15 protein-coding genes are annotated in these 17,554 nt (G+C 69.9%); 12 read left to right on the top strand and 3 right to left on the bottom strand.

Translation table 11 applies throughout. From position 1 onward, the window contains the following. Positions 1-27: 27 nt before the first annotated feature. The 3 genes from EV675_RS12505 to EV675_RS12495 are packed head-to-tail and all read left to right on the top strand — an operon-like array spanning position 28 to position 4,815. The gene (locus EV675_RS12505) at positions 28-1,203 is read left to right on the top strand and encodes an isovaleryl-CoA dehydrogenase (protein WP_278044763.1); all 1,176 of its coding nucleotides are present in this window, start codon (positions 28-30) and stop codon (positions 1,201-1,203) included. Positions 1,204-1,226: 23 nt separating this feature from the next. Beyond that, positions 1,227-2,828 carry a carboxyl transferase domain-containing protein gene (locus EV675_RS12500; RefSeq protein ID WP_130357541.1) on the top strand — a complete coding sequence of 534 codons (1,602 nt, stop codon included), beginning with the start codon at positions 1,227-1,229 and terminating at the stop codon, positions 2,826-2,828. 22 nt (positions 2,829-2,850) lie between these two features. Then, entirely contained in the window at positions 2,851-4,815 is a 1,965-nt protein-coding gene (locus tag EV675_RS12495; RefSeq protein ID WP_130357540.1) for an acetyl/propionyl/methylcrotonyl-CoA carboxylase subunit alpha, read from the top strand. Between the two features lie 13 nt (positions 4,816-4,828). Here the strand turns inward: EV675_RS12495 and nhaA are convergent, their stop codons facing one another. Beyond that, positions 4,829-6,202 carry a Na+/H+ antiporter NhaA gene (nhaA, locus tag EV675_RS12490; protein WP_130357539.1) on the bottom strand — a complete coding sequence of 458 codons (1,374 nt, stop codon included), beginning with the start codon at positions 6,200-6,202 and terminating at the stop codon, positions 4,829-4,831. A gap of 130 nt (positions 6,203-6,332) precedes the next feature. Here nhaA and EV675_RS12485 point away from each other — a divergent pair, with 130 nt between their 5' ends. The 4 genes from EV675_RS12485 (at position 6,333) to wrbA (ending at position 9,682) form a co-directional block, all read left to right on the top strand. Beyond that, positions 6,333-7,337, top strand: a complete 1,005-nt coding sequence (locus EV675_RS12485) for a zinc-dependent alcohol dehydrogenase family protein (RefSeq protein ID WP_130357538.1) — start codon at positions 6,333-6,335, stop codon at positions 7,335-7,337. A gap of 16 nt (positions 7,338-7,353) precedes the next feature. Beyond that, positions 7,354-8,064, top strand: coding sequence for a glutathione S-transferase (locus EV675_RS12480; protein WP_130357537.1), 711 nt, complete (start codon positions 7,354-7,356; stop codon positions 8,062-8,064). Between the two features lie 67 nt (positions 8,065-8,131). After that, positions 8,132-8,983, top strand: a complete 852-nt coding sequence (locus EV675_RS12475) for a peptidoglycan DD-metalloendopeptidase family protein (protein ID WP_130357536.1) — start codon at positions 8,132-8,134, stop codon at positions 8,981-8,983. Positions 8,984-9,082: 99 nt separating this feature from the next. Next, entirely contained in the window at positions 9,083-9,682 is a 600-nt protein-coding gene (gene wrbA, locus EV675_RS12470; RefSeq protein ID WP_130357535.1) for an NAD(P)H:quinone oxidoreductase, read from the top strand. 39 nt (positions 9,683-9,721) lie between these two features. On the opposite strand, the gene EV675_RS12465 is transcribed toward wrbA, so the two are convergent. Then, positions 9,722-10,114, bottom strand: coding sequence for a DUF4168 domain-containing protein (locus EV675_RS12465; RefSeq protein ID WP_130357534.1), 393 nt, complete (start codon positions 10,112-10,114; stop codon positions 9,722-9,724). Between the two features lie 235 nt (positions 10,115-10,349). Beyond that, positions 10,350-11,765, bottom strand: coding sequence for an MDR family MFS transporter (locus EV675_RS12460; RefSeq protein WP_207221981.1), 1,416 nt, complete (start codon positions 11,763-11,765; stop codon positions 10,350-10,352). Between the two features lie 286 nt (positions 11,766-12,051). Between EV675_RS12460 and EV675_RS12455 the strand changes: the two genes are divergently transcribed. The 5 genes from EV675_RS12455 (at position 12,052) to EV675_RS12435 (ending at position 17,554) form a co-directional block, all read left to right on the top strand. After that, positions 12,052-12,507: a DUF2501 domain-containing protein gene (locus tag EV675_RS12455; RefSeq protein WP_130357532.1), complete on the top strand. Its 456-nt coding sequence runs from the start codon at positions 12,052-12,054 to the stop codon at positions 12,505-12,507. Positions 12,508-12,703: 196 nt separating this feature from the next. Beyond that, entirely contained in the window at positions 12,704-13,831 is a 1,128-nt protein-coding gene (locus EV675_RS12450; RefSeq protein WP_165404568.1) for an ABC transporter substrate-binding protein, read from the top strand. A 76-nt stretch (positions 13,832-13,907) separates the two neighbouring features. Continuing rightward, positions 13,908-15,788, top strand: coding sequence for an ABC transporter permease (locus EV675_RS12445; protein WP_130357530.1), 1,881 nt, complete (start codon positions 13,908-13,910; stop codon positions 15,786-15,788). Between the two features lie 130 nt (positions 15,789-15,918). Beyond that, a complete protein-coding gene (locus EV675_RS12440; protein WP_130357529.1) occupies positions 15,919-16,779 on the top strand; it encodes an ABC transporter ATP-binding protein in 861 nt (286 codons plus the stop codon). Beyond that, on the top strand, positions 16,763-17,554 hold the full coding sequence (locus EV675_RS12435) for an ABC transporter ATP-binding protein (protein ID WP_207221945.1): 792 nt from the start codon (positions 16,763-16,765) through the stop codon (positions 17,552-17,554). The genes EV675_RS12440 and EV675_RS12435 overlap by 17 nt, the downstream gene beginning before the upstream one ends.

The following is a 17,554-nucleotide window of genomic DNA, read 5'->3' as shown; positions in this document are numbered from 1 at the left end:
CAGCAAGACAAGAATCGGAGACTTTCCATGATCCCGCTGCCTTCCCTGGATTTCGGCGTGAACGACACCATCGAGATGCTGCGCGAGGTGGTCCGCAGCTTCGCCGCCAACGAGATCGAGCCGCGCGCCGCGGCCATCGACAAGGACAACACTTTCCCCCGCGACCTGTGGAAAAAAATGGGCGAGCTCGGGCTGCACGGCATGACGGTGGGCGACGACTACGGCGGCATCGCGCTGGGCTATCTGGCGCATGTGGTGACCATGGAAGAACTATCGCGGGCATCGGCCGCGGTGGGCCTGTCCTACGGGGCACACTCCAATCTTTGCATCAACCAGTTGCACCGGCATGGCACGCCCGGGCAGAAGGCACGCCACCTGCCGCCGCTGGTCGCCGGGGATCACGTGGGCGCGCTGGCGATGAGCGAGACGACATCCGGCTCGGACGTGGTATCCATGCGCCTGCGGGCCACGCGCAAGAGCGGGCGCTTCGTGCTGAACGGCTCGAAGATGTGGATCACCAATGGCGGCGACGCCGACATCCTGATCGTGTACGCCAAGACCGACCCCGAGGCCGGACCGCGCGGCATCACCGCCTTCATCGTCGAGAAAGGCTTCCCCGGCCTGACCTTCGGCCAGAAGCTCGACAAGCTCGGCATGCGCGGCTCCAACACCTATCCCGTGTTCTTCGACGACTGCGAGGTCCCCGAGGAAAACGTGCTGGGCGGCGTCGGCAACGGCGTGGGCGTGCTGATGAGCGGACTGGACTACGAACGCGCGGTGCTTGCCGGCGGACCGCTGGGCATCATGGCGGCCTGCATGGACGTCGTGCTGCCCTACGTGCACGAGCGCAAGCAGTTCGGACAGAGCGTGGGCGAGTTCCAGCTGATGCAGGGAAAACTGGCCGACATGTACACCACCTGGCAGGCCTGCCGCGCCTACGTCTACGCGGTGGCGCGCAGCTGCGACAAGCCCGGCCACGGCCGCTCGCTGCGCAAGGATGCCGCCGGCGCCATCCTGTACGCGGCCGAGAAGGCCACCTGGATGGCCGGCGAAGCCATCCAGGCGCTGGGGGGCAACGGCTACGTCAACGACTATCCAACGGGCCGCCTGTGGCGCGACGCCAAGCTGTACGAGATCGGCGCGGGCACCAGCGAGATCCGGCGCATGCTGATAGGCAGGGAACTCTTCGCCGAAACCCGCTGACCCCTTCGCCCAGGAGCCAGGCCATGCATGCCCACCCCAGCCGGCTGGATACCCGTTCCCCGGAATTCCAGGCCAATGCCGATGCCATGCGCCGCCTCGTGGCGGACCTGCGCGCGCGGGCCGCGCAGGTCGCGCAAGGCGGCGGGGACGCCGCCCGCGCCCGCCACGCGGCGCGCGGCAAGCTGCTGCCGCGCGAGCGCATCCGCCTGTTGCTGGATCCCGGTTCCCCCTTCCTGGAAATCGGCCAACTGGCCGCTCTGGGCCTGTACGGCGACGAAGCCCCCTGCGCCGGCCTGATCGCGGGCGTCGGCCGCATCCACGGCGTGGCCTGCATGGTCGTGGCCAACGACGCCACGGTCAAGGGCGGCACCTACTACCCCATGACCGTGAAGAAACACCTGCGGGCCCAGGAGATCGCCCAGGCGAACCACCTGCCCTGCCTCTACCTGGTGGACTCCGGCGGCGCCTACCTGCCGCTGCAGGACGAGGTCTTCCCCGACCGCGAACACTTCGGCCGCATCTTCTACAACCAGGCCAACATGTCGGCCCAGGGCATCGCGCAGATCTCGGTGGTGATGGGGTCGTGCACCGCCGGCGGCGCCTACGTACCCGCCATGAGCGATGAAACCATCATCGTGCGGGGCCAGGGCACCATCTTCCTGGGCGGCCCGCCGCTGGTGAAGGCCGCGACCGGAGAGATCGTCAGCGCCGAGGACCTGGGCGGCGGCGACGTGCACACCCGCGTCTCGGGCGTGGCCGACCACCTGGCCGAGAACGACGCCCATGCGCTGCACCTGGCGCGCGGCATCGTCGGCAACCTGAACCGTCCCGCCGCGCCCGCGCTGGCCGAGGGCGACGAACCCGTTCACGACCCCGGGGAACTGTACGGCATCGTGCCGCAGGACGTCCGCAAACCCTACGACGTGCGGGACATCGTCGCCCGGCTGGTGGACGGGTCGCGCTACGACGAGTTCAAGGCGCGCTACGGCCCCACCCTGTTCACCGGCTTCGCGCGCCTGTACGGCATGCCCGTGGGCATCGTCGCGAACAACGGCATCCTGTTCTCGGAATCGGCGCAGAAAGGCACCCACTTCATCGAGCTGTGCGCCCAGCGGGCGATCCCGCTGATCTTCCTGCAGAACATCAGCGGCTTCATGGTGGGACGCAAGTACGAGAACGGCGGCATCGCCAAGGACGGCGCCAAGATGGTGACCGCGGTCGCCACCGCCCGGGTGCCCAAGCTGACCGTCATCATCGGCGGCAGCTTCGGCGCGGGCAACTACGGCATGTGCGGGCGCGCCTACGGCCCCCGCTTCCTGTGGATGTGGCCCAACGCCCGCATCGGCGTCATGGGCGGAGAACAGGCCGCCTCGGTCCTGGCGACGGTGCGGCGCGACACCGAGCAGTCGCGCGGCGAGGCTTGGAGCGAGGAGGAAGAGGAAGCCTTCAAGGCGCCCATCCGCCAACAGTACGAGACCCAGGGCCATCCCTATTACGCCACGGCCAGGCTGTGGGACGACGGCATCATCGATCCGGCGCAGACGCGGCGCGTGCTGGGCCTGTCGCTGGCGGCGGCGCTGAGCGCCCCCGTGGAACAAACCCGCTTCGGCCTGTTCCGGATGTAGTTGCCTGAAAGGAAAGCCCATCGTGTTCGACAAGATCCTGATCGCCAATCGCGGGGAAATCGCCTGCCGGATCATGGCCACGGCCCGGCGGATGGGCGTGGCGACCGTGGCGGTGTATTCGGACGCCGATGCCGGCGCGCGGCACGTCCGACAGGCCGACGAGGCCCGGCGCATCGGTCCCGCGCCGGCGCGGGACTCCTATCTGCGCGCGGACGCGCTGGTCGAGGCCGCGCTGGCCAGCGGCGCGCGGGCGGTCCACCCGGGCTACGGCTTCCTGTCCGAGAACGCCGCCTTCGCCGAGGCCTGCGAGCGTGCGGGCCTGGTCTTCATCGGGCCGCCCGCCGACGCGATCCGTGCGATGGGGTCCAAGTCCGCCGCCAAGGCCCTGATGGAACAGGCCGGCGTGCCGCTTACCCCGGGCTACCACGGCAGCGACCAGGACCCCGCGCTGCTGGCCCGCGAAGCCGCCCGCATCGGCTATCCGGTACTGATCAAGGCCAGTGCGGGAGGCGGCGGCAAGGGCATGCGCCGCGTCGACCGGGACGAGGACTTCGATGCGGCGCTGGCCGCCTGCAAGCGGGAGGCCGCCGCGGCCTTCGGCGACGATCGCATGCTGGTCGAACGCTACGTCCTTCGTCCGCGCCACATCGAGATCCAGGTCTTCGGCGACCGCCACGGCAACATGGTCCATCTGTTCGAGCGCGACTGCTCGGTCCAGCGCCGCCATCAGAAGGTGCTGGAAGAGGCGCCCGCGCCGGGCATGGCCGCCGGCCGGCGCGAGGCCATGGGCCGGGCCGCCATCGATGCCGCGCGCGCCGTGGGCTACGTGGGCGCCGGCACGGTGGAGTTCATCGTCGACCCGGACGGCGGCTTCTATTTCATGGAGATGAACACACGGCTGCAGGTCGAGCATCCGGTCACCGAAATGATCACCGGGCTCGACCTGGTCGAATGGCAGTTGCGCGTGGCCAGCGGCGAACCCCTGCCGCAGGACCTTCGGCCGCCGGCCCCGTCCGGCCATGCGCTGGAAGCTCGCCTGTACGCCGAGGATCCCGGGCAGGGCTTCCTGCCCGCGGCCGGCCGGCTGCGATATTTCGTGCCCCCTCCCGCCGCCCCCTGGCTGCGGCTGGACGCCGGCGTCGACCAAGGCGACACCATCACGCCCCACTACGACCCGATGATCGCCAAGCTCGTCGTCCACGGCGCCGACCGGCGCGAGGCCCTGGCCCGCATGCGGCAGGCCTTGTCCGCCTGCCGCATCGTGGGCCTGCCCACCAATCTCGCCTTCCTGTCGCGGCTGGTCGCCACGCCCTCGTTCGACCGGGCGGATCTGGACACCGGCCTGATCGAACGCGAGCATGACAAGCTGTTCGCGCCTGACGCCGCGCCGCCGCGCGAGGCGTGGCTGCTGGCCGCGCTGGCGCAGATGCGGCATGTCGCCGAGGCGGCGCCGGCCGGCTCGCCATGGCACGCGGACGGCTGGCGCCTGAACGCGGACGCCGCCACGGTATTCCTGTTCTCGTGCGGCGACCATCGCCGCGAGATCTCGATCACGTCCGCGCCCGCAGGAATGATCGCCGGGCTGGAGGGCTCGACCGTTGCCGTCGGCCTGCGCGGCGAAGGCTCCCGGCTGGAGGCGGTGCTGCCCGATCGCACGCTGCGCGCGGACGTCTACCGGGACGGTGCCCGCCGCATCGTGTACGGCGACGGCGGGACCTGGACCTTCACGCTGGTCGATCCGCTGCTGGCCTGGGAGCAAGGCCAGGACGCCGGCACCGGGCTGGCCGCGCCCATGCCGGGCCGGATGGCCGCCCACCTGGTGGCGCCCGGCGCACGGGTGGCCGCCGGCACGCCGCTGCTGGTGCTCGAGGCGATGAAGATGGAACACACCATCGGCGCCCCGGCCGACGGACGGGTAAAGGCCTTCCGCTTCGCGGTCGGCGATGCGGTGAACGACGGCGACGAACTGGTGGACTTCGAGACCTGACGTCCCGCCGGCCTCAGGCCTCGCCCGCCTCCGGTGCCGACACCGCCTTGCGCCGTTGCCTGGCGGCCAGCACGGCGCCCCACGCCAGCCCCGCCGTGGCGGCCACGGCCGATGCCGTCAGCACGCCCAGCTTCGCCGCCCCCAGCAGGTTCTCGTCGCCGAACGCCAGGTTGGCGATGAAGATGGACATCGTGAAGCCTATGCCCGCCAGCAATCCCACCAGCGCGACCCCGCTCCACGTGGCGCCGGGCGGCAGCCTGCACCATCCCAGCCGCACCGCGATCCAGCTGGCCGCGACGACGCCCAGCGGCTTGCCTGCCACCAGCGCCACCGCCACGCCCAGCATGACGGCCTGCGACGAGGACGCCGACAGGTCCACGCCGTCCAGCGTGACGCCGGCGTTGGCCAGGGCGAACAGCGGCATGACGACATAGGCCACCCACGGGTGCAGGGCCATCTGCACCCGCGTCACGGGCGCCAGCAGCTCGCGCTGCGCCCACCGCAGCCGCCGCGCCTGCTCCGCCGTGCCATCGGTGTCGGCGGCACCCGCGCGCACCAGGAAATCCGCCGCGCGGCGCACGATGTCCAGTGGGTGCTCGTGACGCGGCGCGGGCAGCACCGGCGTCATCAGGCCCAGCACGACGCCCGCCAGCGTGGGATGCGCCCCCGTCTGCAACAGGCCGATCCACAGCACCGCGCCGGGCAGCACATAGGCGTAGGCCGTCCCCACCCCCATGCGCTGCAGGGCCAGCACCATCAGGATGCCCACGGCGGCCACGAGCAATCCGGTGTAGTCCAGGCCGCCCGAATAGAACATCGCGATGATCAGGACGGCGACGATGTCGTCGATGATCGCCAGCGCCAGCAGGAAGATGCGCACGCTGCCGGGAATGGACCGGCCCAGCAGCGCCAGCACGCCGACCGCGAACGCGATGTCGGTGGCGGTGGGCACGGCCCAGCCCTGGCTTTGCGGCGCCTGGCCGTTGAACGCGAGATAGATCAGCGCCGGCACCGCCACGCCGCCCAGCGCGGCCGCCAGCGGCAGCGCCGCCTGGGCCAGGCTGGCCAGCGCGCCCTCATGGATCTCGCGCCGTATCTCCATGCCGACCACGAGAAAGAACACGGTCATCAGCGCGTCGTTGATCCAGAAATGCAGGGACTGCGAAACGACGTAGCTGCCCACGCCGAAGGTGAGCGGCGCGTGCCACAGGGCGTGGTAGCCGGAAGCGTAGGAGGAATTGGCCCAGACCAGGGCGAGGGCGGCCGCGGCCAGCAGCACGATGCCGCTGACGGCTTCGATGTGAAGGAATCTTTCCAGCGTGAGCAGGGCTCGGGCGGCAAGGTCCTGGGCGCGCGGAACGGGTCGGCGCGGGGCGTGTCGGTTCATGCAGATCATCCAAAGGCGATGCTGCACCGGCGGCCCGACCGATGCCCAGAACCTGCTCCCGCATGTACAGCGGCAGCACCCGGCGTTATTTTATACGAACCCGCGCCGCATCCTGCCAGGAGAACCCGTCATGAAAGCCATTGCGCTCGGAGCCCCAGGCGGGCTCGACCACCTCCAATCGATCGACCTGCCCGACCCCGGCGCGCCCGCCGCCGGCGAAATCCGCGTGCGCCTACACGCCAGTTCGCTGAACTACCACGACTATCTCGTCGCGCTGCGCACGGACGAGCGGTACTTCGGCCGCATCCCGATGGCGGACGGCGCCGGCGTGGTCGAGCAGGTGGGCCGGGGCGTCGAGGAGTTCGCCGAAGGCGACCACGTGGTCTCGACCTTCTTTCCCCACTGGCTGGACGGCGAGGCCCGGGTCGGCAACTTCTCCACGGTGCCCGGCGACGGCGTGGACGGCTACGCGCGCGAGGCCATCGTCCGCCCGGCGACCTGGTTCACGCGCGCGCCGCGCCACCTCGATCATGCCGAATCTGCCACGCTGACCACGGCCGGGCTGACTGCCTGGCGCGCGCTGGTGGGCGACGACCGGCTCAAGGCGGGCGACACGGTGCTGGCGCTGGGCACGGGCGGCGTCTCCATCTTCGCGCTGCAGCTGGCCAAGGCCATGGGCGCGTCCGTCATCATCACCTCGTCGTCGGACGAGAAGCTGGCGCGCGCCCGCGCCCTGGGCGCCGATCACGTCATCAACTACCGCGACGATCCGGAGTGGGGCGACACGGTGCGCAAGCTGACCGGCGGCGGCGTGGACCACGTCATCGAGGTCGGCGGCCCGGGCACGCTGGCGCAGTCAATCAAGGCCGTGCGCATAGCAGGGCACATCTCGCTGATCGGCGTGCTGACCGGCGGCAGCGGCGAGATCCCCACCGCGGCGCTGATGGCCAAACAGGCGCGCCTGCAAGGCCTGATCGTGGGCAGCCGCCGGCAGCAGCAGGAGATGGTGCGCGCCCTGGAAGCCATCGACCTGCACCCGGTGATCGACCGCCGCTTCCCGCTGGAACAAATCGCCGACGCCTTCCGCCACGAGGCGGCCCACGCCCATTTCGGCAAGATCTGCCTGGAGTTCTAGACACGAAGGAGCCCGCATGACCTACGAGTTCTGGTACTGGAACGGCATACCCGGACGCGGCGAATTCGTCCGGCTGGCGCTGGAAGCCGGCGGCATCCCCTACCGGGAATGCGCGCGCGAGCCCGGCGTGCAGGCCTCGGACCTGGTGGCCGACATGACCGCCGACCGCGACAGCCCGCCCTTCGCGCCGCCCTACCTGGTGGCCGGCGACATGACGATTTCCCAGACGGCCAACATCCTGCTGTTCCTGGGCGAACGCCACGGCCTCGCGCCGGCCGACCTGGCGGGACGGCTGTGGATCAACCAGATCCAGCTGACCATCGCCGACATGGTGGCCGAGGCCCACGACGTCCATCACCCCATCGCCTCCGGCCTTTACTACGACGAACAGAAAGCGGAGGCACTGCGGCGCGCGGGCGATTTCCGCGGCCAGCGCATGCCCAAGTTCCTGGGCTACTTCGAACGCGTGCTGGCCCGCCGCGGCGACTGGATCGGCGGGGGCGACCGCTGGACCTATGCCGATCTCTCGCTCTACCACCTGGTCGACGGCCTGCTGTACGCCTTCCCCCGGCGGATGGCCACGCTCGCGCGCGATTACCCGGGCGTCATGGCGCTGCACGCGCGCGTGGGCGGCCTGCCGGAACTGCGGGCCTACCTGGCAAGCGGGCGGCGCCTGCCCTGGGGCGACGGCATCTTCCGCCACTACCGGGAACTCGACGCCGGCTAGCGGGCGTGTTTGCGGGGAAAGGGCGGGAGCCTGTACGCTTGGGGCGATGTCTCTCCGTCCGCCTCCCATGCCCGCCCTCCTTGTCCGCCACCTGCTGTGGGCGGCCGCCCTGTGCGCCGCTGCTCCCGTCCATGCCGAAAGCTTCATCACCCGCCTGCTGAACAAGCCCGTTCCCGGCGGCGTGGCGGTCGTTCCGCTGGGGGACGGCCCCACCGCCCCCGTGGCGACCTATCTCGACCGCAGGACGATGGTCCTGCGCGACGACGGCGGACAGTGGATCGCGGTCGTCGGCATTCCGCTCGGCACCAGGCCGGGCACGCAGCGCCTGGCGGTACAGGAAGAAGCGGGCACGCGCACGCTGGACTTCCAGGTCGGAACCAAGACCTACGTCGCCCAGCACATCAAGCTCAAGAACAAGCGCCAGGTCAATCCCGATCCGGCCGACCTCGCGCGCATCGAGAAGGAAACCGCCGAACAACTGGCCGCCTACCGCGCCTTCCGCCCGCAGGGCCCCAGCAACGTCATGCTGGATCGCCCGGTGGCCGGCGGCCGGCTGTCCAGCCCCTTCGGATTGCAGCGCTTCTTCAACGGCGAACCCCGCAACCCCCACTCCGGCCTGGACTTCGCCGTGCCCGCCGGCACGCCGGTCAAGGCGCCCGCCGCGGGGCGCGTGGTCCTGGTGGGCGACTATTTCTTCAATGGCAAGACCGTGTTCGTGGACCATGGCCAGGGCTTCATCAGCATGTTCTGCCACCTGTCCGGGATCGGCGTGCGCGTGGGCCAGGACGTCGCGCGCGGCGAGGAAGTCGGACGGGTCGGATCGACCGGCCGCGCCACCGGCCCCCATCTGCACTGGAACGTCAGCCTGAACGACGCGCGGGTGGATCCGGCCATCTTCATCGGCGCCTTCAAACCCTGAGGTCGGCGCAACACTTCATTACACATCTTCCGCTTGCGCGCCGGCCGGGCGTATGGGATGAATGCCTGGATCGCCCGCGCGGCACCCCAAGGAGGTTCCATGAGCAAGGTCCTGGTTCTCTATTACTCGTCATACGGCCACATCGAGAAAATGGCCGAGGCCGTCGCCGAGGGGGCGCGCGGCGCCGGCGCCCAGGTGGACATCAAGCGCGTGCCGGAAACCGTGCCGCCCGACGTCGCGAAGAATGCCCACTACAAGCTGGACCAGGCCGCGCCCGTGGCCACGGTGGCCGACCTGGAAAACTACGATGCCATCGTCATCGGCACCGGTACGCGCTACGGACGCATGTCCTCGCAGATGGCCGCCTTCCTGGACCAGACCGGCGGTCTGTGGGCGCGTGGAGCCCTGAACGGGAAAGTGGGCGCGGCCTTCGCCTCCACCGCCACGCAGCATGGCGGGCAGGAGACGACGCTGTTCTCCATCATCACCAACCTGCTGCATTTCGGCATGGTGGTGGTGGGCCTGCCGTACAGCTACCAGGGCCAGATGACCCTGACCGAGATCGTGGGCGGCGCGCCCTACGGCGCGACCACCATCGCCGGCGGCGATGGCTCGCGCCAGCCTTCGGCGGCCGATCTCGCGGGCGCGCGCTTCCAGGGCGAACTGGTCGCCCGCACCGCCAACAAGCTGTTCGGTTGACCGTTTGTGCGCATCGCGGGCGCCTGCCCGCGATGCGCCTTACTTGGCCATGTCGCGCGCGCGCTGGGCCAGGTTGGGATTCTGCTCCACGGCCTGGCCGATGCCGTTGAACTCGTCCACCGTCAGGCCTTCGCGGTGCACGGCGTCGACCATCTTGTCGTCGGCCTCCTTGTGCACCTGCTGCTGCGATGCGGCGTCCGTCGCGGCGTTGAGCCTGGGCGTGTACTCCTGCGAAATCATGGCCACCTTCTGCGCGGCGCTCACGAACTTGCGCAGTTGATCGTCCGACACGTTGGCCGCGGGCTGGGGCTGCGCGGGCATCGCGCCTTGCGTGGGATCGGGCGCGGGCGCCTGTTGCGGGGCCTGCGCCATCGCGGCCGACGCCATCGCGATCAGGCAGGCGCCCACGGCGGGGATGTAGCTTCGTTTCATGGCAATCTCCAAATGGGGTTCCTGGTGCCACCATCCTGCCAAAACCGCGCGGTGCGCCGGGTTGCCGTATGTATGCGAGAAAGCGCCACGGGCCTCACAGGCCGTAACATCCGCGCGCCGCTCGGCGCGCCTGCAAGGCATGGACGAGCCCGATGTGCCGCTGCGTCGGGACCGAGGACACAAGACCGCCGACGCCCCCGGCGCCGATACGGGCCGCCGGCGGCGATGCCGACGCTTACATCTTGGCCGCGGAGCGGCTGACACGGCCCACGGAAGTGGGGGGAATCCAGACCGTGGCCGCCATGACCAGCAGCGCGATGACCAGCACGGCCCAGAACGTCATGTGCAGCGAATCCTGCATGGCTGCCTGGATGACGGGGTTCGCGCTGGCGGACTCCAGCGCGTGCTTGAGCTGTTCGGAGGAGATAGGCGAGTCGCTGGTCGAGCGGGCCAGCCCGAAGTTGAATACCGCGCCCAGCGCGGTGGCCCCCAGGGTGCTGCCCAGGTTGCGCGCGAAGATGTTGGAAGCCGTCGCGCTGCCGCGGTCGGACACATCCACGATCTCCTGGATCAGCACCAGCGAACAGACGCCCAAGAAGCCCATGCCCAGGCCCACGATCAGCGAGCCCGCCCCCGCCAGCACGGGCGAATTGTCCGGCCGCAGCAGCAGGAACGCACAGGCCCCGATCGGCACGAGCACGCTGCCCAGCAGCAGCATGGGCCGCAGGCCGTAGCGGGGAAACACCTTGGCCGCCACGGTGGAGCCCAGCGGCCAGCCCACCATGATCATGGTCAGCGCCAGCCCCGCCACGACCGGCGTGCGGTGCTGCACGCTCTGCACATACATGGGCAGGAAGGTCGTCAGCCCCATGATGACCATGCTCCCCAGCAGCATCGCGACGTTCGCGGCGGCCACCGGGCGCCGGCTCCACAACGCGAAGGACACGACGGGATGCTCGGCGCGCCGCTCCTGCAGCACGAACAGGACCAGGCAGACGACGAACGCGCCCGCGGCCATCCACGCGCGCGAGGCCAGGCCGTCGCCGGCATCGGTCAGGGCGATCATCAGCGCCGCCACGGTGGCCGTGAACAGCGCGGCGCCGGTCACGTCGATGGACATCGGCCGCCGCTCGCGCTGCTCGTGCAGGAAGAACACGAAGCCCGCCGTGGCCAGCAGGCCCAGCGGCACGTTCATCCAGAAGATCCACGCCCACGAGAACTGGTGGATGATCAGCGCGCCCAGCATGGGGCCCAGCACGCCGGAGATCGCCCACACGCTGGCCAGATACCCCTGGACCTTGCCGCGCTCGCGCACCGGATACAGGTCCGCCACGATGGTCATACCCACGGGCTGTATGGCGCCCGCGCCTATGCCCTGGATGAGCCGGAACACGATCATCGACGGCATGGACCAGGCGAAGCCCGCCAGCACCGAACCCAGCAGGAACGCGGCGATGCCGGCCAGCATCATCGGCTTGCGGCCGTAGATGTCGGACAGCTTGCCGAAAACCACGGTCATCGCGGTCTGGGTCAGCAGGAACGACGCGAACACCCAGCTGTACAGCTTCAGCCCGCCCAGGTCCCCGGCGATCTGCGGCATGGCGGTCGCCACGATGGTCGCCTCGATGGCGATCATGAACATGGAGGCCATCACCGAGGCAATGACGAGGGGACGCGAGGAACGTGATGCGGCGGAAGACACGATGCGGAATCCGTTGCGGAGGGTGGCTCGGGCGGGCCCGACGAGTGTAGAGCACGGGGCTCGATCCCGGAAATGCGGCATGTCAGCCGCCTGTCAGGATCGGGATCGGCAACCTGTTGTCAGCATCGGTATCGGCAACTGGTTCGCGCCACCGTCCTGGTATACGCTTGAGCGGCATCCGGCGACGGGCCCCCGGCCCTTGCCGGACCATCCACGCCGTCAAAGGAGATCAAACATGTCGACCACTGCCCCCCGTCTCGCCGCCATTGCCCTGGGCCTCTTCCTCGCGGCTTCCACCGCCCAGGCCCAGCTCCTGGATTCCGTCAAGGGTGCGCTGGGCGGCGGCGGCCAGCAATCGTCGGGCGGCGGGGGCTCACTGCTGGGGGGACTGGGCGGCGCCTCCATGCCATCGCTGGGATCGGTCGGCACCGGCAACATCACCGGCATCCTGAGCTATTGCGCCAAGAACAACTACCTGGGCGGCGGCGCCTCGTCCGTCAAGGACAAGCTGCTCGGCAAGCTGGGCGGCGAACAGCAGGCCCAGTCCGATCCCGGCTATCGCGAAGGCCTGAGCGGCATCCTGGGCGGCAACAGCGGACAGAAGGTGGAACTGGGCGGCGGCGGGCTCAAGCAGCAGATCACCGAAAAGGTCTGCGACCAGGTGCTGGAGTACGGGCAGTCGCTGCTGTAGCCCGGCAGCACGATCGCGCCGGCCTGGCTGGCCCGGTACGGACACGGGCCGGCGCGGAGCTCCTATGAACCTTATAAGCTTATTAGCAATAATACGTTGATGTTTTGTTGACGAAAGCATAACGTTTACGTCGATCCACGGCCCCGCCGGCCTTCGCGTCGCGGCGCCGTTTCCCCACCATCGACCGAGAACCGACGTGCCGACGCGACTCCCCTTCCGCCGCCTGCTGGCGGCCACCGCAGCCTCCGGCCTGTTGTCCGCCCCCGCACTGGCCGCGGAATCCCCGATCACCATCGGCCTGTTCACCCACCTGTCCGGCAACTTCGCCGAGTACGGCGCGAGCTTCAAGAACGCCGTCGAGCTGTATCTGGACAAGGTCAATGCCGACGGCGGCGTCAACGGCCGGCCGGTCAGGCTGGTGGTCGAGGACGACCGCAATTCGCCGCAGGAAGCGGCCACCGTGGCGCGCAAGATCGTGGCCACGCCCGGCGTGGTGCTGGCCATCGGCTCCTGGTCGACCACGGCGTCGCTGGCGGCGGCGCCCATCTTCACCGAGGCCAGGATCGCGCAGATCAGCCCCACCTCGTCGCACCCGGACTTCAGCAAGCAAAGCCCCTACCAGTTCCGGCAGAACAATACCGACGACGTGCTGGCCCAGTACAACGCCGACACCATCCACAAGCAGCTCAAGGCCAGCCGCATCGTCATCCCGTACTCGCAGGACGACTGGGGCCTGTTCACCGTCAAGGCCACCTCGGCCGCGATCGAGAAGGACGGCGGCAAGGTGCTGCTGACCGAGGCCGTGATGCCCAACGCCCGGGACTTCCGGCCGCTGGTCAGCAAGATCAAGTCGCTCAAGCCCGACGGCGTCTTCCTGGCCCTGCCCTATCAGGAAGCCTCGATCTTCATCCAGCAACTACGCCAGGCCGGCGTCGACATCCCGGTGGGCGGCGGCGTGCCGCTGACCTCGCCCAAGTTCATCGAACTGGCGGGCAAGGCCGCCGAGGGCGTGGTCGTCCACAGCATCTTCTTCGCCGGCGATCCGTCCAAGAAGGCCTTCGTCGACGCCTACCGCGCCAAGTACAACCGTACGCCAGACCAGTTCGCCGCGCTGGCCTATGACGCGGCCGGCGTGGGCGTGGCCGCCATCCGCCGCGTCGTGCAGTCGGGCAAGCCGCTGACCGGGCAGAGCGTGCGCGACGAACTGGCGGGCGGCCCCGCCTACGAGGGCGTCACCGGCGTGACCAAGTACGAGAACGGCAACGTCCGCAAGGCACCCACTTTCCTGGTGATACGCAACGGCGAATTCCAACTGAACAAGTAATTTCCTTCAGCGCCTGCCGCCGGCCCGCCTCACGGCGCGGCCGGCGCAGCCTTTTCCGGCCACCGCACTCACTCCCATGCTCGAATTATTCGCCAGCCAGATTCTGAACGGCCTGGCCATCGGCCAGGTCTACGCCCTGATCGCGCTCGGCTTTTCGCTGGTGTTCGGCGTTTCCAATCTGATCAATTTCGCGCAGGGCGCGCTGTTCATGCTGGGCGCCTTCATCGCCTTCACCGGCGTGGCCGTGCTGCAACTGCCGCTGCCCGTCGCGGCCACCGGCTCGGTGCTCATCGTCGCACTGCTGGGCATGCTGCTCGAACGGGTGGCGCTGCGGCCCCTGGAGAACGCGCCCTATATCGCCCCCGTGCTGTCCACGCTGGCGATCAGCCTGATCATCGAGCAACTGGCCGAGATCATCTGGTCGCCCGAGAGCCAATCCTTCCCGCTGTCGTTCGACGAAGCCACCTACTACTTCGGCAACGCCTACATCACCAGCACCGACCTGCTGATCTTCGGTTTCGGGGCGCTGGCCACGCTGGCCCTGACGCTGTTCCTGTCGCGCTCGTGGTGGGGCCGCGCACTGCGCGCCACCGCGCAGGATCGCGACGCCGCGGCGCAACTGGGCGTGCGCACCGGCAGCGTGCGGCAACTGGCCTTCGCCCTGGCCGGCGCGCTGGGCGCCCTGAGCGGCGTACTGGTCGCGCTCTATTTCAAGAGCGTGTTCCCGCAGATGGGGCTGCCCTTCGGCCTGAAAGGCTTCGCGGCAGCGCTGCTGGGCGGCTTGACCAGCACGCCGGGAGCGGTGCTGGGCGGCCTGCTGCTGGGCGTGGTCGAGACCCTGGCCAGCGCCTACATCGGAGAAGGATCGCGCGACCTGGTGGCGTTCTGCCTGGTGCTGGTCTTCCTGGTGTTCCGGCCGCACGGGCTGCTGGGCGACCGGCGCCTGGACGCGCTGGGCGGCGCCAGCGGCGCGGCGGGCGCCATGCCGACCACCAGCGTGCTGGCTTCGTCCTCCAGCCAGCGCGGCGCCGTGCGCGCCTGGGAACTCCCGCCCTGGGGCTTCCTGGCCGTGGCGGCCGTGCTGGCACTGCTGCCGGCGCTCACGCAGAACGCCTATTTCCTGCAAGCCGTGGTCTACGCCATGATCTTCGCGCTGCTGGTGGCCAGCGTCACGCTGGTCTCCGGCGCGCTGGGCGTGCTGTCCATCGGGCACACCGCCTTCTACGGCGTGGGCGCCTACGCGGTGGGGCTGCTGGCCCGCAATCTCGGCTGGCCGGCAGAAGCCGCGCTGATCGGCGCCGCCGCGGTCACCGCCTGTGTGGCCGTGGTGGCCGCCCTGCCCCTGCTCAAGCTCAGCGGCCACACCGCCGCGCTGGGCACGCTGGCCGTCGGGCAGATCGGCTATCTGGTGTTCATGAGCTGGCTGGACGTCACGCGCGGCCCCATGGGCTTCATCGGCATCCCTGCGCCCAGGCTGGCGCTGCTGGGCGGACTGCCGCTGTCGAGCCTGGCCGGCAAGTTCTGGCTGGTGGCGGCCGTGGCCGGAATCGCCCTGTTTCTGGCCCAGCGCCTGCTGGACTCCGGCGTGGGCCGGGCCTGGCGCGGCATACGCGAGGACAGGCTGGCCGCCCACACCGCCGGACTGCCGGTGCGCCGCTACCTGCTCGTGGGCTTCGCCTGTTCCGGCCTGCTGGCGGGCCTGGCGGGCGGCCTGTTCGCCTATGTGCAGAGCGTGGTCAGCCCCGAGAGCTTCACCGTCAGCGCCTCCATCCTGCTGCTGACCATCGCGGTGCTGGGCGGCCTGGGCAACCTGACCGGCGCGGCGCTGGCCGGCTTCGCGCTGACCCTGCTGCCCGAACTGCTGCGGCCCTTCGCCGAATGGCGCATGGTGGCCTACGGCCTGGCGCTGCTGCTCATGCTGCGCCTGCGCCCCCATGGCCTGCTGGGAGCAAGATGAAACCCACCCCCTACGCGCTACGCGCGCCCCCTCAAGGGGGCGGCACTGGCGGACCGGCAAAGCCGGATCCGCTGTGCCCTCGATCGAAACACGCGTCGCAACGGACTCCTCTTTGCCATGAACGACTGATATGACGACTCGCGATGAACAACGAGGACTGCGGGTGGAGCGCCTGAGCCGCCATTTCCGCGGCGTCAAGGCGGTGGACGACGTCAGCTTCGCCGTCGCCCCGGGCCAGACCGTGGCGCTGGTGGGCCCCAACGGCGCCGGCAAGTCGACCCTGATCCAGTTGCTGAGCGGGGTCGAGAAACCTTCGTCGGGACATGTCTTCCTGGACGGCCGCCGCATAGACGGACTGGCCCCCGAGCGCATCGCCCGGCTGGGCCTGGGCCGCAGCTTCCAGACCTCGCGCGTGTTCCCCGCCCTGAGCGTGTGGGACAGCGTGATGCTGGGCACCCAGGCCGGGCTGCTGCGCCGCACGGGATCCGCGCGGCTGGTCGATCCGCTGACCGAGATCGCCGGCGAACTGCTCGGCCTGCCGGCCTGGCGCCGCCGCCGCGCCGAGGCGCATGAACGCGCCCGCGCGGCCCTGCAACGCTTCGGCGAACGGCTCTGGCCCCGGCGCGACCAGCCGGCCTACAGCCTTTCGTACGCGAACCGCCGCCGCCTGGAACTGGCGCGCGTGCTGGCGGCCCGGCCGCGCTTCGTGCTGTTCGACGAGCCGGCGGCCGGCATGAACCCCAGCGAAACCGCCGAGCTCACCGACCTGTTGCTGGCGCTGCGCGCGGAACAGCCGCAGCTCGGCATCCTGGTCGTCGAGCACAAGCTGTCGCTGGTCCGCCGCATCGCCGGCCACGCCATCGTCCTGAACCAGGGGCGGATACTGGCCACCGGCACACCGGCCGAGGCCCTGGACCATCCCGAAGTCGTCGAAGCCTATCTCGGCCGCGCCCGCAGGCGGCCGGTCAACTCGGATGCCCATCTTGGCTGAGCTGCCCTCTTCCACCCCCTTGCTGCAACTGGACGCGGTCGACGTCCACTACGGCGCCGTCCAGGCCCTGTTCGGCGTCAGCCTTCGCGTCCAGGCCGGAGAAGTGGTTTCCGTGCTGGGCGGCAATGCCTCGGGCAAGTCGACGACGCTGAAATCGGTGCTGGGCCTGGCCCGCCCGTCCAGCGGCCGCGTCCTGCTGGACGGCCGCGAGATCCAGGGCCTCGCGCCCGCCGAGGTCATCGACCTCGGCGTAGCCAGCGTGCCCGAGGGACGCCGCGTCTTCCCCGACATGACGGTACGCGAGAACCTGCTGCTGGGCGCCTACCCGCGACGCCACGACAAGGCCGCCGTGGCCGCCGACCTCGACGAAGTGTTCCAGGCCTTCCCGCGCCTGGCCGAGCGCCGCGGCCAACTGGCCGGCACGCTGTCGGGCGGGGAACAGCAGATGCTGGCCCTGGGCCGCGCGTGGCTGCGGCGCGGGCGGCTGGTCTGCATCGACGAGCCGTCGATGGGCCTGTCGCCGAAATTCGTCGACGCCGTCTACGAGGTGCTGTTCCGCTGGAAGGCCTCCGGGCAGACCATCCTGCTGGTCGAACAGAATGCCCGCATCGCGCTGGAACTGGCCGACCGCGCCTATGTGCTGCAGCACGGCCACGTCGTGCTGCAAGGCCGGGCCGCCGACCTCGCGGCGGACCCCGCCGTGCAGCAGGCCTACCTGGGCGCCGAGGCCCCGGCCCGGGAATTGGAGGGGGCGCCGCCCCCCAACGGAGAATGA

Origin of the sequence: Pigmentiphaga kullae (assembly GCF_004216695.1) — a bacterium.
Classification (GTDB): Bacteria; Pseudomonadota; Gammaproteobacteria; order Burkholderiales; family Burkholderiaceae_B; genus Pigmentiphaga; species Pigmentiphaga kullae.
The sequence above is the reverse complement of the archived record's forward strand: the minus strand, read 5'-3'. Positions and strand labels throughout refer to the sequence as shown.

Excerpts from the sequence above, each read along its gene's own strand:
- EV675_RS12475 (WP_130357536.1), top strand. The coding sequence starts at position 8,132 with ATGCCCGCCCTCCTTGTCCGCCACCTGCTGTGGGCGGCCGCCCTGTGC.
- EV675_RS12455 (WP_130357532.1), top strand. The coding sequence starts at position 12,052 with ATGTCGACCACTGCCCCCCGTCTCGCCGCCATTGCCCTGGGCCTCTTC.
- EV675_RS12480 (WP_130357537.1), top strand. The coding sequence starts at position 7,354 with ATGACCTACGAGTTCTGGTACTGGAACGGCATACCCGGACGCGGCGAA.
- wrbA (WP_130357535.1), top strand. The coding sequence starts at position 9,083 with ATGAGCAAGGTCCTGGTTCTCTATTACTCGTCATACGGCCACATCGAG.
- EV675_RS12440 (WP_130357529.1), top strand. The coding sequence starts at position 15,919 with ATGACGACTCGCGATGAACAACGAGGACTGCGGGTGGAGCGCCTGAGC.
- EV675_RS12500 (WP_130357541.1), top strand. The coding sequence starts at position 1,227 with ATGCATGCCCACCCCAGCCGGCTGGATACCCGTTCCCCGGAATTCCAG.
- EV675_RS12445 (WP_130357530.1), top strand. The coding sequence starts at position 13,908 with ATGCTCGAATTATTCGCCAGCCAGATTCTGAACGGCCTGGCCATCGGC.
- EV675_RS12485 (WP_130357538.1), top strand. The coding sequence starts at position 6,333 with ATGAAAGCCATTGCGCTCGGAGCCCCAGGCGGGCTCGACCACCTCCAA.
- EV675_RS12435 (WP_207221945.1), top strand. The coding sequence starts at position 16,763 with ATGCCCATCTTGGCTGAGCTGCCCTCTTCCACCCCCTTGCTGCAACTG.
- EV675_RS12460 (WP_207221981.1), bottom strand. The coding sequence starts at position 11,765 with ATGGCCTCCATGTTCATGATCGCCATCGAGGCGACCATCGTGGCGACC.
- EV675_RS12465 (WP_130357534.1), bottom strand. The coding sequence starts at position 10,114 with ATGAAACGAAGCTACATCCCCGCCGTGGGCGCCTGCCTGATCGCGATG.
- nhaA (WP_130357539.1), bottom strand. The coding sequence starts at position 6,202 with ATGAACCGACACGCCCCGCGCCGACCCGTTCCGCGCGCCCAGGACCTT.
- EV675_RS12505 (WP_278044763.1), top strand. The coding sequence starts at position 28 with ATGATCCCGCTGCCTTCCCTGGATTTCGGCGTGAACGACACCATCGAG.